Origin of the sequence: Paenibacillus sp. FSL H7-0737 (assembly GCF_000758545.1) — a bacterium.
Taxonomy (GTDB): Bacteria; Bacillota; Bacilli; order Paenibacillales; family Paenibacillaceae; genus Paenibacillus_AQ.
Genome location: NZ_CP009279.1, coordinates 6612920 through 6627967 on the forward strand (window position 1 = coordinate 6612920; position 15048 = coordinate 6627967).

At 43.3% G+C, this 15048-nt stretch carries 15 protein-coding genes; 4 read left to right on the forward strand and 11 right to left on the reverse strand.

Annotated features, from left to right (window positions below):
- Window positions 1-62 precede the first annotated feature (62 nt).
- Window positions 63-818 (reverse strand): class I SAM-dependent methyltransferase, encoded by a 756-nt coding sequence (locus H70737_RS28860; RefSeq protein ID WP_081951240.1) that lies wholly within the window; start codon window positions 816-818, stop codon window positions 63-65.
- A gap of 14 nt (window positions 819-832) precedes the next feature.
- Window positions 833-1375, reverse strand: a complete 543-nt coding sequence (locus H70737_RS28865) for a hypothetical protein (RefSeq protein WP_042192886.1) — start codon at window positions 1373-1375, stop codon at window positions 833-835.
- Window positions 1376-1470: 95 nt separating this feature from the next.
- On the opposite strand from H70737_RS28865, the gene H70737_RS28870 reads away from it, so the two are divergent.
- Window positions 1471-2385, forward strand: a complete 915-nt coding sequence (locus H70737_RS28870; protein WP_042192888.1) for a phosphatidate cytidylyltransferase — start codon at window positions 1471-1473, stop codon at window positions 2383-2385.
- Window position 2386: 1 nt separating this feature from the next.
- Here H70737_RS28870 and H70737_RS28875 read toward each other — a convergent pair whose 3' ends face one another.
- The 9 genes from H70737_RS28875 to H70737_RS28915 all read right to left on the reverse strand — a co-directional run bounded on the left by H70737_RS28875 (window position 2387) and on the right by H70737_RS28915 (window position 12659).
- A complete protein-coding gene (locus H70737_RS28875; protein WP_042192891.1) occupies window positions 2387-3445 on the reverse strand; it encodes a copper amine oxidase N-terminal domain-containing protein in 1059 nt (352 codons plus the stop codon).
- Window positions 3446-3537: 92 nt separating this feature from the next.
- Window positions 3538-4284 carry a uracil-DNA glycosylase family protein gene (locus H70737_RS28880; protein WP_042192892.1) on the reverse strand — a complete coding sequence of 249 codons (747 nt, stop codon included), beginning with the start codon at window positions 4282-4284 and terminating at the stop codon, window positions 3538-3540.
- A 20-nt stretch (window positions 4285-4304) separates the two neighbouring features.
- Window positions 4305-5528, reverse strand: coding sequence for an amidohydrolase (locus H70737_RS28885; RefSeq protein ID WP_042192894.1), 1224 nt, complete (start codon window positions 5526-5528; stop codon window positions 4305-4307).
- A 109-nt stretch (window positions 5529-5637) separates the two neighbouring features.
- Window positions 5638-7275, reverse strand: a complete 1638-nt coding sequence (locus H70737_RS28890) for a methyl-accepting chemotaxis protein (protein ID WP_197071254.1) — start codon at window positions 7273-7275, stop codon at window positions 5638-5640.
- Between the two features lie 44 nt (window positions 7276-7319).
- Window positions 7320-8084, reverse strand: a complete 765-nt coding sequence (locus H70737_RS28895) for a polysaccharide deacetylase family protein (protein ID WP_231573364.1) — start codon at window positions 8082-8084, stop codon at window positions 7320-7322.
- Window positions 8084-8686 (reverse strand): YkoP family protein, encoded by a 603-nt coding sequence (locus tag H70737_RS28900; RefSeq protein WP_042192898.1) that lies wholly within the window; start codon window positions 8684-8686, stop codon window positions 8084-8086. The genes H70737_RS28895 and H70737_RS28900 overlap by 1 nt, the downstream gene beginning before the upstream one ends.
- A gap of 26 nt (window positions 8687-8712) precedes the next feature.
- Window positions 8713-9309 (reverse strand): sensor domain-containing protein, encoded by a 597-nt coding sequence (locus H70737_RS28905; protein ID WP_042192900.1) that lies wholly within the window; start codon window positions 9307-9309, stop codon window positions 8713-8715.
- Window positions 9310-9505: 196 nt separating this feature from the next.
- Window positions 9506-11293, reverse strand: a complete 1788-nt coding sequence (locus H70737_RS28910) for a helix-turn-helix transcriptional regulator (RefSeq protein WP_042192901.1) — start codon at window positions 11291-11293, stop codon at window positions 9506-9508.
- A 187-nt stretch (window positions 11294-11480) separates the two neighbouring features.
- Window positions 11481-12659 (reverse strand): PQQ-binding-like beta-propeller repeat protein, encoded by a 1179-nt coding sequence (locus H70737_RS28915; protein ID WP_042192903.1) that lies wholly within the window; start codon window positions 12657-12659, stop codon window positions 11481-11483.
- Window positions 12660-12823: 164 nt separating this feature from the next.
- Here H70737_RS28915 and H70737_RS28920 point away from each other — a divergent pair, with 164 nt between their 5' ends.
- The 3 genes from H70737_RS28920 to guaC all read left to right on the forward strand — a co-directional run bounded on the left by H70737_RS28920 (window position 12824) and on the right by guaC (window position 14977).
- On the forward strand, window positions 12824-13054 hold the full coding sequence (locus H70737_RS28920; RefSeq protein ID WP_052404462.1) for a hypothetical protein: 231 nt from the start codon (window positions 12824-12826) through the stop codon (window positions 13052-13054).
- Window positions 13055-13136: 82 nt separating this feature from the next.
- Complete coding sequence (locus tag H70737_RS28925) at window positions 13137-13751, forward strand: LysE/ArgO family amino acid transporter (RefSeq protein ID WP_042192905.1); 615 nt, start codon at window positions 13137-13139, stop codon at window positions 13749-13751.
- A gap of 242 nt (window positions 13752-13993) precedes the next feature.
- On the forward strand, window positions 13994-14977 hold the full coding sequence (gene guaC, locus H70737_RS28930; protein ID WP_042192907.1) for a GMP reductase: 984 nt from the start codon (window positions 13994-13996) through the stop codon (window positions 14975-14977).
- Window positions 14978-15048 lie beyond the last annotated feature (71 nt).

Sequence of the window (15048 nt, forward strand, 5' to 3'; positions counted from 1 at the left end):
AAAAAGACTCGATCCCTGTTATCACTAGGATTTGAGTCTTTTTAATATGCTGATTTCATTTATTATACTTCGCCCCAATAGACCTCGGTCTCATATTCAAAAAACACTTTATCATCCTGTTTATTTCGTTCAAATAGGTTCCTCAGCTCCGTCATCATATTCTCGTAACGTGGATCTCCGGGGGCCGGAATGTAGGAAGATGATCTCGCCCGTCCGCTTAATCCCTCGAAATCAAACACCTGCTGATTGCTAAAGTGCGCTACTTGCATCTGCCCTGCCTTAAAAAAGGAGCTAAGGATTTCGGGGGTAATATTCTTATGATTAACTTGAGTGTAGTCGGTGCTGAAGGTTTGCACGAGCTGCTCATATTCCTCCAGAAATGGGGTACCGTAAGTACGCCGAGAATTCCATATCAGAACTGCCTTTCCACCCGGTTTAAGAATGCGCTTGAATTCCAATTGCGCTGCACCCCTATCAAACCAGTGAAACGCCTGGGCACACACGATAAAGTCTACAGACTGGTCTGGCAATTCTGTCTTCTCGGCAGAGCCAGGCAATGCGCGGAAATGGTTATCCTTTGCGAACTTCTCCTCCGCAGCTGTACGCATTTCCGGATTTGGTTCAACGGCAGTCACGCGACACCCGCGCTCCAGAAGCAGTGCTGAGAATATTCCTGTTCCTGCGCCAATATCCGCAATATCACAATTCGATTTTAAACCAATCGTATTGTATAAATAATCAATGGCTTCTTTAGGATAACTCGGGCGGTATTTCACATACGAATCTACCCGATTTGAGAACCGTTCTTTGTTATTAATCCCAATACTCTCCCTTAGCTTTTAGGTTCGTACTCACTTAATTTGCCTTGATAGATTAGCTTCAGCCGATCGCTTTGCCGAAAATCATCCGGCGTTACGAGCGCAGGCAGCTTGTTCCATAGCTTAATGCCTGATCGTTCCAGAATCTCAGCTACAAATTGCGAGCAGAAATAAGAGTTGCTGAATTCAACAGGTTCCTTCAAAGCGATACCAATCACGCCGAGAATATTATAGAGATACTTTTGCCGGCTTCGGATAAAGACTTTGAGTACCCGCTCCATTTTCTCCACTTCACGGGCTGTAACTTGAAGTTCATATAGAACACACGTCGTATTTGGATATTTGCTGAACGTGCCTGTCTTAATATCCTCCTTCACGAATCCTCCGTTTAGAGGGTTGCTCGGGTGCTTTCTGCCAAAGCTATATAACTCGGAAAGCTCCCGATTAAAGGAGATCGAGGCATGATTATAAGGAGCTCTCGTGTAGCCTTGAATAAGCTTCGTAAAGAGCGTTCCGGTATTCGTAAGCAAGATAAAGACCGATGGATCATCTGCCATTTACAATTTTCCCCTTATCAAGATTGAACGTTTCCTTCATAATAACATATGAACCCATTAATGGAATCTACTCTACGACAAGTTGGTGATTAGCTATCGACCGCTCTCTATTAACGGTAATCCTGATTTTTGCGGCCTTATCGGCCATTCACTTGATGTATGTAGTTATAGGCAAATTACAGCCCAGTAAAGACTATACAGGGATCGGCTTCCGCATCAAAACCTGGTGGGGAATGCTTTTTATCTTTTGTTTGGCTACTCTCTTTAATCCAGTCGTCTCACTATTGGCACTAATGGTACTGACCTTCTTCGCACTCAAAGAATATTTCTCCATGATAAAGTCACGAAAATCCGACCGCAGACTATTTCTGTGGGCGTACTTATCCATTCCTCTACAGTTCTACTGGATTTATATCGAATGGTACGGGATGTTCATTGTGTTTATTCCAGTCTATGTATTCTTACTCCTACCGCTACCTAGGCTCATTAATAAAGGGACAGTTGGCTTCCTGCGTAGTGTTAGTTCAACCCAGTGGGGATTAATGCTGATGGTCTTCGGACTTAGTCACTTAGCTTATTTTCAATTTGCTACACCGGAGTATGGAGCGGGGCTTGTATTATTCCTAGTAGTGCTGACACAGCTGAATGATGTGGTCCACTATCTTGCATCCCTTTATATGGGAAAGCGCAAAGTGGTCCCAACCGCCAACCCGTATTTAACCTGGGAAGGTTTTGCCTGTGCGTTTGTCGTAACAACCGGGGTCTCCTATTTGATCTATCCCTACCTGACGCCGCTCAACCCGATCTTCGGTTTCCTGTCAGGCATGCTAATCAGTTTGAGCGGCTTCTTGGGTAGCTTAACGGTTTCCGTGCTGAAGCGAGATTTGCTCATCGGTGATGGCGATAAATTCGTAGCTTTAAAAGAAAGCTATTTAAGCCGTGTGGATAGCTTGACCTACACCTCGCCGGTCTTTTTCCATGTCATCCGTTATTTCTTCGATTTCATGTAAATTAGTTTTCTACAACGATTTTGGTCGCTTGGCCGATAGGTGGCAAGCTCTTGGTCAACATCGGACCGTAGAACGCATACACTTTGTCACCTTTTTTCAGCTCACTTATGGCAATCTTCTGATTGTCTTTCGTGCCGAGAATAGTCGTAGTATCTGAAGTATTTAGAACAATCGTCTCGAAGGAAGAATCACTGAGCTTATCGCCTTTGATTACAACGCGGGTCGTGCCATTATCTGAAGGAGTAACCTCTTCGATCACGCCAACCGTTCCCAAGGTCTGCTGATCGGGAGCTTGTTCTTTCACAACAATCTTGATCGCGCCCGCCAATGGCGGCATGCTCATAGCCATGACCATACTGTGCTCGACCTCGATGGACATGCCTAGCTGCAGATCAGCAAAGGTTAGCTTCTTATTATCAGCAGATACGATCTCCGTTTCATCAGAAATGCCTAGGCGAATGCCATGACCATAGCCGTTGAGGCCGATTTCAGCATTTTTTTCGCCCTTATAAATACTAGTGATTGATCCTTGTTTGATCGTGTCTGAAGCGGTCTCTCCATTGCCTTGTTCCTTGGAATTAATCGATATGGTTCCAGTTGGGCCTGCGACTACTTTAAGCTTCAATACTTTTTCGAAGAATGATAATGGAACGTAGGTTTTGCCATTCTTTAGCTCTGGTACAGCACCCAGCGAAAGAATTGTTGTACCATTACGGTAAGCATCTTTTGCAATTTGAAAGGACATCGACTGGCTATCTTTCTCAAGACCTAGCGATTGAAGGCTTTGAGTCCATGTTAGCTTGTATCCAAGCGCTTCAGCTGCTGTACGGATTGGGATCATAACTTCCTTGCTTGAACCTACGTATAGCGGAACATCGACTGGGGAGTAGCCGTTACCATCAATGACTAGCACATATTTTAGACCACCATAAGAATCCTGCGGTACTGAGGAATTAGTCGCTGGTTTGACTGGAGCTGGCTGGATTGGAGCAGCAGAGATGACGTTCGATGCTATGAGCGTGCCAGCGAGGACCGCTCCGATTACTTTGAATGTTTTCATTGTGAATTATACCTCCTGAGATGAATGAAATTGTGCTACTCTATCATTCTTAACGTGAGGTCCAGGAAAAATGTTGCGATAAGATCAATCACTCAGACGTTCCATAAATGATCTTGGAGCGTCTTTGTCATGTCCTCTTGCTGGCTGGCAAACTGCTTAAATCTATGTCCGTTCGCTCCAGAAGGATGAGGAAATCCCCATAAACAGCGGTGATCATCGAGCTTACCCTCAGATACCAAAAGCTGGAGCATTCCCTCCACCGTTTTTCCTAGAGGAATAATTAAAGCTTGGCTCAGGATGCCCAGCTCCTGCTCTAACGACAATAGCGTACATTCTCTAAGGAACGGATCTGAACGTAGCTTAGGATGTGCCCCATTATAATTTTTCTTCTCTACGAACACAGGAAAACGCAATAAAGAGGTGGTATGCAGGTTCGTTTGCTGCTTCTGAAACAATTGGTCACAAGAGGTAAGGTTCAAGTACTGATGAAGCCCAAGTGTATCTAGCATGTGAATTAACGTACTTCTCATGGAGCCTGCGAACCTCGCCGCTTCTTTTGCTTTTCTGCATACCTCTTCATCTGAAAGCCCGGCTTTCAACCCAATAACTGCTTCTTGTATGGCTATTCTCATTTGTGTAAACCCGGGCGTTAGTCCGATAATAATCACCTTTGCAGATGGATTAATGTATTCATTGTGCGGTGCATAGTACATTTCAAGCTTCCCGCTTCGCTTCATTAGAAGCTTATCCACCTGCAGATCATCTTTCGATAGCACGGTCCCCTTCGGAAGAGAGAGCATCGCTGATTTATACTGTTGTAAATGGTTAGAGATGAGCATGTCATCCACCTCTCATGTCCCTATAATGATCCACTCACGAGACGCCCTTCGAACCATACCGCTTGACGGTCCGCTCTTCTTGCTACTGCTTCGGCCGAGCAGCTGGCATGCAGCAGCACAAAGCTTGCCGTGTCTCCTACTTTTGGCCATACCTGTTCACCTTTTAGATTAAGAGGCGTTATCCCTCCTGTTATGAATCTAAGGGATTGCGATAATGACCCTTCATCACTACACCCATATAACTCTGCGTACCGTCCCGCCTTCTCCAATTGATCTCCATTTCCAAAAGGAGACCAGTGATCCGTAAGGCTGTCTGTTGCCAGTTTCACTTGTACACCTTGGCTGTGCAGCATCGGTAGTGGCATCATCATTCTTCCAATAGGTACTGTGGATGCAATACCCATACTAAGTGATGCCATCCGTGCAGCCATTTCCTCTGCTTCCTGCTGCGATGCACCTGCGAACCAGAATGCGTGACTAACGGTCACCTTGCCCTGTAAGCCAGCTTCTTCTGTGAGATCAGCCAAACGCGATAGCGTCTGCTTTCCTGCTTCTTTTCCATCATGTAAGTGAAGATCAATGCCAGCATTATTCATTACCGCTAGCTCGACCATGGTCTGGAGTGACTTCTCGATATCTCCATCCACTGAGTATGGATCGACACCACCTACATAGGTTGCCCCCTCTGCCAGGGATTGCTTTACTAATTCAACAGAATTAGAGCGAAGCAGACCATGCTGCGGAAAGGCTACAATTTCAGATGAAATTTTGCCCGAGAAGGTATCCAATGCTTGCAGGGTTGCCTCTAAACGCTTCAGACCGCTGACAGGCTCAATATTACAATGACTACGCACATGTGTAGCACCGAAACGCTGTATAAGCGTCAAGATGCTCTCCGCTTGTTGTCTCGCCATAGGCAGCAGCTTAGGCAATAATACCTTCTCTTCCTCAATGCGTTCGAAGACACCGGCAGCAGGCTTTACCGCTTTCCATGGTCCAGCGAAATATGTTTTATCTAAATGGATATGCGCCTCCTCAAAGGAAGGAAGCATCAATAACCCTTTGCAGTCATATTTAGGTAGATGACTCTGAAGCTCTACGTCCGCTCCAACCACTTCCGAAATCTTATCCCCGTCAATTCGGATATGACAAACCTTCGTATCTGTACCAACCACTTGTCCATCCTCAATAACATAACCCTGCTCTAATCTTATATTGGTTAACCAGTAAGAAGCATTCAACATGCTACCCCATCCTTTTCTCAACGATTTAATATAGGTGCAAACCACTTTATCCTAAATGGTACCATAGCCTTCCTATATAAAAAATGTTTGAAAGGTTTTTAGCATAAGACTATATCGTAAATATCCCAACTTCTAACTTTAAAAATACAGATAACTCGCTGAGTTCTCTAAGTTTGGTCGTCATCTCATCGATAGTCGCAAGTTGCTCCTCCGTGGAAGCCGCTACTTCCTGTGAGGACGATGCCGACTGATCAATGAGCTGCGAAGATTGCACTAGAGCCTTTAATGATTGATGTGACATTGTAGACAGCTCACCAAATATGCCTTGAATGCGCAGCGTGCTTTGGGTTGTTAGATCAACCTTCTGAAAGATTTCCTCCAGAGATTGTTGCCCTTGTAATACTAAATCATTCTGTTGATTGACCACTTGTTGACTCGATTCCATCGTTTTGACCGCTGCATTCGTATCCGCTTGAATTGCGCCAACAAGCTCGGCAATCTGCTCGGCTGCTCTTTCGGAACCTTCAGCAAGCTTACGGATCTCTCCTGCAACTACTGCAAAACCTTTCCCTTGCTCTCCAGCGCGGGCCGCTTCAATGGCTGCATTTAGCGCGAGTAGATTCGTCTGACTAGCCAATTCGGAAATCACGTTAATGATCTCACCGATTTGGCTGGATCGGCTGTTCAACTGTGCAATGGTTTCTGTTGAGCGCTCAATGGAACTAACCATAGTTTCCAAGTGATCTACAGATGCCCGGTTTGCACGCTGGCCAGTTTGCACCGCTTTTATTAAATGATTGGAATCGCTAACTGTCTTTACCGTTTCCTGCATAATTTCCTCAGAGATTTCCCCTGTCCGTTCCATCATCGTGAGTACTTGCCGCACATGTTCTGCTTGCTCCGTCGACCTCACAGCCATATCCGTAATAATCGTGGTAATCTGCTTGGATGTTTCATTTGTCTGCTCTGCTGAAACTTGAAGTATTTCTGCATTTTCATTCAGATGATTGGCCTGTGAAGTAACATTCCCGACGATGGCCCGAATGTTATCCAGAAACTGATTCATGGAATACGCCAACATCCCAATCTCATCATTACGCTTCATGTCCAGCTTCTTAGTCAGATCGCCTCCGTGTTCAACAAGCTCCATTACATGCTCATTAATTCTTCGCAGCGGTCGTACAATAAGTCGGGTTAAGATAATGAAGAGTAAGACAATAAAAATAATCAAAGCGATAACAAAACCGCCAATAATTAAATATTGGTTGTTCATCATTGGCTCCAAGATCTGTTCTACAGACATCACTAGCACTAGCTTGTAATCTGTATCGCCGATCCTTGTAAAAGCATAAACATTCTTCGAGTCCTCCGTACCACTAGTTCCCGTAGATTGTGCTATGAACTGACCAACCTTTTGCAACTGTATGTCCGGTTCATCAAATATAGCTTTACCTATATCGTGCTTAGGGTTCTGGCTTGCTACATATCGACCAGCTTTATCTATGACAAAATAATAACCTGTATCCTCCTCACTCATTTCAGCCAAGCTCTTCTGAAAATCATTCGACAATCGACTATTCAGTTTAGTAGAAGTAAGCTCCACCTTATAGTTAAGCTTTTGTTCAACTTCATGACTGAGAATTTCATTAAACTTAGAAAATGTGTACATACATAGACCTGCAAAAATCAACACCATGTATACTACAGAAACGGTCATAACGATGGTTCGAACGGTTTTCTTCTTCAATGTCTGAATTCCCTTCCAATCTAGTGACATCATGTCATCCATAGCTACAGATTAATCTGACCGTGATGTTTGATGCTGGACCTAGCTTCTCCAATGCGACTAGCTTCCTTGTTCAGTAGCTCATCCACTCGATGGCTCTTCAGCCCCCTTCTTGAAATCTCCTTTAAGACCTCTTCCAGTCCGGTGATCATGTTCAGCGGTGCTTCTCGATCTGCCCCCGGTGTATCACCATTGTCGTGCAGAACGATGATAGAACCGGGTTTTATTTTTTTCAATAAGTCATGCTTTATTTGGGCTGCGCTAACAGACGCCTTCCAGTCTCCCACCATTACAGACCACAACACTACCCGATAAGAACGTCTAAGAAAGACAAGATCGCCTAAATTAAGGAGCCCCCATGGTGGTCGATACAAGATAGGCCGCTCTCCTGTAATCCGCTCGACAATTTCAGCTGTTCGATCTACTTGCTTCCGTCTATTCGTCCATGGAGAGTAAATCCAGTTAGGCGTATGTGTATAATTATGAATGCCGATCTGATGTCCTTCACGGTGCATTCGCTGGATTAAATCCGGGAATTGCTCAGCCCTTTTGCCTAATACGAAGAAAGTTGCCTTAACGTCATGTTCATGCAGCAAGTCCAATAATTCAGGGGTATAGCATGGATCTGGCCCGTCATCGAAAGTAAAGGCAACTTCCTTCGCGGCATTTCCTCTGGATACAACTCCCCATCCCAATATTCGAGTAATCACAAACGGAACAATCATATAAAGAATAATCGCATCTATAGCTAAAATAAGGAGCGTCCACACTAGGAAACCGCCTCTTTCCTTCGAGGAGCAAACCGCGCTTTCAAAGACTGCTTACTAAGCACGAGCATCTTAGGAGACAACTTCTCCGTGCTGTCCTCAACGCGATGTTTCCCCTCCGGATGCAGCATCCGAAGTAAGAACCGAAGATAGATTCCGAACCATCGCCGCTGCCATTTGGACTTGATAGGATGCTGCTCAAACCCTATTCCATGAATGATCCCCCGGTGAAGTAGCGTAATCCCCGTTAGCGCCTGCACTTTGCTTAGTTCTGGATTGCTATCTAGTTCACGACTAATCTCCTTCATGGCCTCGCGAAGCATACGTGCAGTTCGAATTCCGGCCCGATCAGCGCCCAGGGTACGCGTAAGCTGCACTACCTGACGATTATCCAGATGAAGTTCACCCACCCAATCTCCGGGAAGAATCTGATGTCCATCTTGGCAGACTATACTTTCACCGTGATACTTTAACACGACCAATTTACATATCCCGTATCTCCACACAGACTGGCTGCGGAATTTGGTGACAATAGCAAATAGATTCTCCCACATCATCCAAAGAGATTGCGAGAATAATTTTATAAATGAAACTGAGGCTACCATTAATCTTCCTTCTTTCGTGTAAAAGTTTATCTTCTAGCAAAATCTTTCACTAAACGCCGCGTATACCTGCCGATCATCTTTACTAAACCGTTGCCAAGATAAGCACCTATCCAAAGAGATACCGCGCCTAACAGCATGAACAGAAGTGAGGTGTTGAGTGTTTTATTTTCAATCCCGAATAACGATATAGAAGAGATATCGATGAAATACAAGATAGGGGACAACAAGAGAATAATAGGGGACAAATAGAAAAGAGTTGCACATATGAGACTGAGCATTCCAATTCCAAATTGCAGCATTAACCCTATAATTGCTCTCCAGTTATGCTCATCGGACAGCTCCGCCTTAACCTTTTCCCATATGTTTCCTTGTTCTTGAGATCGAGTTGGAAGCGTCCGAACGGAGATATCCGTATAGACTTTCGTTCGAATTCGCTCATGTTGTAAAAAGGTTTCGGTAGAACGCAAAACATAATAAAGGATCGGAATCCCTACTATGGTGAAGGACATCGCGACCCCAAAAGTGATGCCTACCAAATAAAAGCAAAAGTAAAATAGCCCTGTGGCAAAAGTAATTAATAAGAAACAGAAATTCCTCACATGCTTCCGGATCATTTGACTCATATTCTCCTCTTCCTCTCTGCACTAAAAATTTGTTCATCTTTGTAAATCCTATGTTAGAGCTCCTGATGTAAAATCGACCAGTGCCATAATGTCATATGACAGTTATTTCATACAAAAAAGCACCTTTCGCCTACTCCCACAAGGGAAAATAGACAACAAGGTGCTCGCTCTACAATTTCAGATCATTCGGTTTTAGTTATTCCAATGTGCCAAAGGCTTTCTCAACAGCCTCTTCGCGATTCCGTACACCCAGCTTAGCATAGATGGTAGAAGCGTAATTTCTCACCGTTCCATCAGACAAATACAATTTAGCTGCAATGGATTTATAACGCATGCCCTTTGACAGGCATTCTAGAATTTCCAGCTCGCGCGGGGTCAGCCCATACTCATTACTCTGCTCAGTCTGCGCTTCAGAAGTTGGATGCATCTCATAATGATCAATTAATACATTCGTAATAGCTGGTGTTATCATCTTCACACCCCGATGTACGAGACGTATCCCTTCGAATAGCTCCTGCGGTTCAGTAGACTTTAACAAGTAGCCATCTGCCCCGTTTTGCAGTGCTTCGACTGCCAAATCCGTTTCTTGAAAAGTAGTCAGGATCAGCACTCGTACCCCTGGCCACTTTTGCTTAATAAGCTTCGTTGCTTCCGCACCGTCCATGTCAGGCATATTTAAGTCCATCAGCACCACATGAGGCTGTTCCTGCTCACAGAAGCCTACTGCTTGTTCACCATTCTCAGCTAACCCAATGATCTCAAAATCGGGCTGCTGCTCTAAAATAATTCGCAGACTATCCCGGATATAAGGTTGATCATCGACCAGCAATAAGCGAATCATTTCCTCCTGTATCTCTTCAAGCCTTGGTAAACTACAGGTCACTAAGGTTCCTTCCCCTGGCTTAGAGTAGAGATACACTTGGCCTTGCAGGTTGGAAGCACGTTCCTTCATCGCGTTCACACCAAATCCTGCTTTTAAATCTTCAGTGCCTAATCCATTATCCTGCACTTCCAGTCGAATTAACTTCTCCTCGTAATGCAGGGTGATGACAATTTCACTGGCTTGACCATGACGAACAGCGTTGGTTATCGACTCTTGCAAACATCTATATAAGGTCATTTTAGCCTGCTTGGATATTGTATAAGCCTCTCCGAACGTTCTTAGACGAACCTGAACCTTCGAAAAGGTCTGGAAATCATCCACTAATTTCTGCAGGGACTGCATAAGCGTCAATGAATCCTGCGAAGAGCCCACATGGTGCAAATATTTACGCACATCATCCAAGCCATTGCGAGTTAGCTTTAATAAGGAATCTATCTTTTGCTCTCCTTCAGAGGTATTCACCTCCGTACGTAAAGTCTCCAGCCCCATAAGAATTGAAGTATAAGAATGCCCTACAGTGTCATGCAAATCTTTGGATAATCGATCTCTTTCCTCCAGAAGGGTCATACGCTCGACTTGTGAGATATACTGCTCCAGGACAGCATTCTGGTTCTTAATAATCCCGTTCTGCTTATGATTCACCACCAGCAAGTGAAAAGCGAAGCCAATCGTATACACCAAGCCAAAGTTCACAATCATCGATATAGCATCCATTTGTTGTGACAATTTAGATAACATTATTGGAATCAAGATCACCGTGATCGGAGCTGACCAACGATAGGACTTCTGTGCACTATTGCTGGCAATCATAAAAGCAATTGGCAGAAAAGTTACATACGAATCAGGAAACAGAGCAGCCAAATATAAGCATAGACCACCTGAAAGAAGGATCTCCGCCATCAGATAATACTTATAATGCAGCTGCAAACAAAACCAAGGCACTGAAAAAGAGATCACACCCCAAACAAACACGATCCAGAAAGGAATCGTAAAGTCCTCCGAGAGGTAACACATCGTAACTATAAAAGAAGTAGAAAAACAAATCCGAAACAGGAGGACGAGCCAATCGTACCAGAACCACTGTTTGACCAGATTAAACAAGACATTGCCCCCTATAAATTCTGCTGACTAGACCCTTATTATAGTGTAACCCCCTGAGGCCTTACTAGTTACAAAAGGTCATGAGATGGGATGACATTTATGCTAGGGATGTAATTACAGAATAGAAAAAAAGATACCATCCCTTTAGGGGCAGCATCCCTTGATCAATCCTAATCGATTTCTGGAATTAAAACTTAATTCGTGAAAATCCATTGTCTGTCATTACATACCCCACGCCATTGCCTACATAGTTGAAATTAAAATCATCCTTCAGCTTAAAAGTATAATCTACTGCGAGCGTTTTAGGATTTAAAACATATGTGGTGGAACCCGGGAAGCCAAGCTCAATATTACCATCCTGTAATCGGCCCAACGATACAAAAAATTCTGTCTCATCTTTAAGCGCTACCGACTTAACCAATCCTTTGACATTATATAGAGACAGCTTGCCATTGGCATAAACCCCATAAACTTCACCAAGCGAGGATACGACAGCATCACCTGCGATATCTCTTCCCCACAGTAGATTACCTTTAGAGTTGAATCCGAATAACCGATTCCCTGTCTTTGGTATATTAGTACGGATTAGTACTGTTCCATCGGAAAGCACCTGATTGTAATACACTTCAGTGTACGAATCGGTCGGCATTTGATATGTAAACACTGAATTTAAGGAAGAATCGAGTGCCTGGATACGTGAGCCTTTCCCACCACCGTAATTCGTTTGAATTAAGACACGATTTCCTTGCGCCAACACCGTTCCTTTATAAGAAATATTTTTTACTTTGGTACCACTTTTATTAATTAAAGTTAGTGACCCGTTATAATTCCCATTGTTATCAAAATTACCTTGGGATGCAAAGACTAAACTCCCGTTATCAAGTCTATATAAGTATCCCTCTGTCTGAGACAAATTCACTTTCCATTTCCGTTTTCCGTCTGGTCCCACCGCATAGATCTGAGTTGCGTCAGGTGAAAGATTATCTGTAAAGGTTATGTATACCGTTCCATCTGGCGCCACTAAATAATCTTTCGATTCACGAAACATCGCTGTGCCCGGGTCTGCAAAATTAACTGACCACTTTAGCTTCCCTGTCTGTGTATCATAAGATTTCAGCGTATCAACCAACCATACCTTAGTTTGGGTAGCATGCTCTTCCTTAGTGTGGAGATACACTGTATTTAATGATGGAACCTCCACGGGACCCCCTTCTATGCTTTCTAATGCTCCCACAACATTCAGCTGACTCCATTGGGGGCTAGGTAATTTCGTTACTGTTCCAGCGGCCTCTACAACATTAAAAGATAGCGTACTGGCGGTAATCAGCAAGAGCGCAAGAAGACCTGTAAATATTCCTTTTTTCAAAAAATATCAACCTTTCTTTCCATAAATAGTATGTATCATGTTACTTTACTACCTTTTTTAAGGGACAACAAGATTATATTAATCATCTTTTTTTATAAAGGCATAAATTGTATGATAGTACATATTATTTAGCCAGAAATTATGGATGAAGGGGTCGATAACCAATGGGCGAGAATATCCAGATACAAAATGTAATGGATCAATTAAACAAATGGCTCATTAAATCACCTCAAGAAATCAGACTTATGTCAGAAACAGAAGTGACAGAGCGCCCCCAGCCGCATAAATGGTCACGAAAAGAAATATTAGGACATCTATGTGACTCCGCGATCAATAATCTTGAACGATTCATCAAAATTCAATATGAGGAGCAGCCATACGTCCTGCATGGTTGATTCAAGACTATCTAGAACATATGGAGCACCATATTCAAAAGCAAATTTTATAACGCATTACTCATCACCGGAGGACACAATTATGTTAGCCGCACTACTTCACGGAATCGCCTTAGCCTTTGGATTAATTCTTCCGCTTGGCGCACAAAATGTTTTTGTATTTAACCAAGGGGCCTCACAGCCACAGTTTAAAAAAGCCATCCCAGTTATTATTACGGCTGCTTTATGTGACACCCTTCTTATTTTATTAGCCGTCTTAGGTGTTTCCGTTCTTGTGTTTGCCATCCCTGTTCTGCAGACCGCTTTATTTACTGTGGGACTTGTATTCCTTTTGTATATGGGATGGTCCATCTGGAGAAGCACACCTACCTCTTCATCCCAAGACGCAGCACCTCTATCTTCAAAAAAACAGATCTTATTTGCGATGTCCGTTTCTTTATTAAATCCACATGCTATCCTGGATACGATTGGGGTTATCGGCACCAGCTCCCTTAGTTACACGGGCATAGAAAAAGTTACATTCGCCGTTTCGACTATCCTGGTTTCTTGGATTTGGTTCTTTGGGCTTGCTGTAGCAGGAAAGACCGTAGGACAAATAGATTCAAGCGGCAAAATCATGCTGATCATTAATAAGATCTCTGCGATTATCATTTGGATCGTTGCAGCGTATATTGCTTACAAGCTTTTTCAAATGTAATTAAGAAAGGTCATCCCTTATAGGGATGGCCTTTTGTTAATATCTATACATATTCTTGTCCCTACATTCAGTTCACTATATGAGAGTCATAAGCCGTACACCAAATCGTCGTATAATTAAGTCCAATTTACACCATAATGTACTAGAATTTTGACTTCTTGTTCGGAATGCTGTACATTACAAAGTGGACGAACAATAATCAAACCAAAATACTATAATGTTCGCATTTAGAGGTGTATATAATGAAAAAAGTATTCGATTATGAAGATATTCAGTTAATTCCTGCAAAATGTATCGTAAATAGCCGTTCTGAGTGTGATACAACAGTCACCTTAGGTGGTCATACTTTTAAATTACCTGTGGTACCTGCAAATATGCAAACCATCATAGATGAGAAGATCGCCAGCTTCTTAGCCCAAAATGGCTACTTCTACATTATGCATCGTTTTGAACCGGAGAAGCGTACGTCTTTCATCAAGGACATGCACACCCGCGGATTAATCGCATCCATTAGTGTCGGAGTCAAAGAAGAAGAATACGATTTCGTTGAACAATTAGCTAACGAACAGTTGATTCCGGAATTCATTACGATCGATATTGCACATGGTCATTCCGAGGCTGTCATTCGAATGATCAAACATATTAAACAATATCTACCTGCTAGTTTCGTTATTGCTGGAAACGTGGGAACTCCTGAAGGCGTTAGAGAATTAGAGAACGCTGGGGCCGACGCTACTAAAGTGGGAATTGGACCAGGGAAAGTATGTATCACGAAGATTAAGACAGGATTCGGAACAGGTGGCTGGCAATTAGCCGCACTGCGCTTGTGTGCCAAGGCTGCAAGTAAGCCCATTATCGCTGACGGAGGTATTCGGACACACGGTGATATCGCCAAATCCATTAGATTTGGTGCTTCCATGGTCATGATCGGTTCCCTATTTGCTGGGCATGAAGAATCTCCTGGTGATACCATCGAGATTGATGGAAAGCTGTATAAAGAGTACTTTGGCTCCGCTTCTGAATACCAAAAAGGTGAAAAGAAGAATGTTGAGGGCAAAAAAATTGTTGTCGAGCACAAAGGTGCTTTAGCAGAAACGTTGAGAGAGATGGAGCAAGATCTTCAGTCCTCGATTTCTTATGCTGGAGGCAATAAATTAGAAGCTATTCGTAAAGTCGACTATGTTATCGTTAAGAATTCCATTTTTAATGGTGACAAGGTCTATTAACAAACATAAAAGAGGTGAGTAAGACGACTTAGGTCGTTCTTGCTCACCTTTTTTTAGGTTGTTATGATTTC

What these genes read in the sequence shown, in the direction of transcription:
- H70737_RS28900 (WP_042192898.1), bottom strand. Translation starts at nt 8,686, where the DNA reads ATGGTAGCCTCAGTTTCATTTATAAAATTATTCTCGCAATCTCTTTGG.
- H70737_RS28905 (WP_042192900.1), bottom strand. Translation starts at nt 9,309, where the DNA reads ATGAGTCAAATGATCCGGAAGCATGTGAGGAATTTCTGTTTCTTATTA.
- guaC (WP_042192907.1), top strand. Translation starts at nt 13,994, where the DNA reads ATGAAAAAAGTATTCGATTATGAAGATATTCAGTTAATTCCTGCAAAA.
- H70737_RS28920 (WP_052404462.1), top strand. Translation starts at nt 12,824, where the DNA reads ATGGGCGAGAATATCCAGATACAAAATGTAATGGATCAATTAAACAAA.
- H70737_RS28885 (WP_042192894.1), bottom strand. Translation starts at nt 5,528, where the DNA reads ATGTTGAATGCTTCTTACTGGTTAACCAATATAAGATTAGAGCAGGGT.
- H70737_RS28925 (WP_042192905.1), top strand. Translation starts at nt 13,137, where the DNA reads ATGTTAGCCGCACTACTTCACGGAATCGCCTTAGCCTTTGGATTAATT.
- H70737_RS28880 (WP_042192892.1), bottom strand. Translation starts at nt 4,284, where the DNA reads ATGCTCATCTCTAACCATTTACAACAGTATAAATCAGCGATGCTCTCT.
- H70737_RS28865 (WP_042192886.1), bottom strand. Translation starts at nt 1,375, where the DNA reads ATGGCAGATGATCCATCGGTCTTTATCTTGCTTACGAATACCGGAACG.
- H70737_RS28875 (WP_042192891.1), bottom strand. Translation starts at nt 3,445, where the DNA reads ATGAAAACATTCAAAGTAATCGGAGCGGTCCTCGCTGGCACGCTCATA.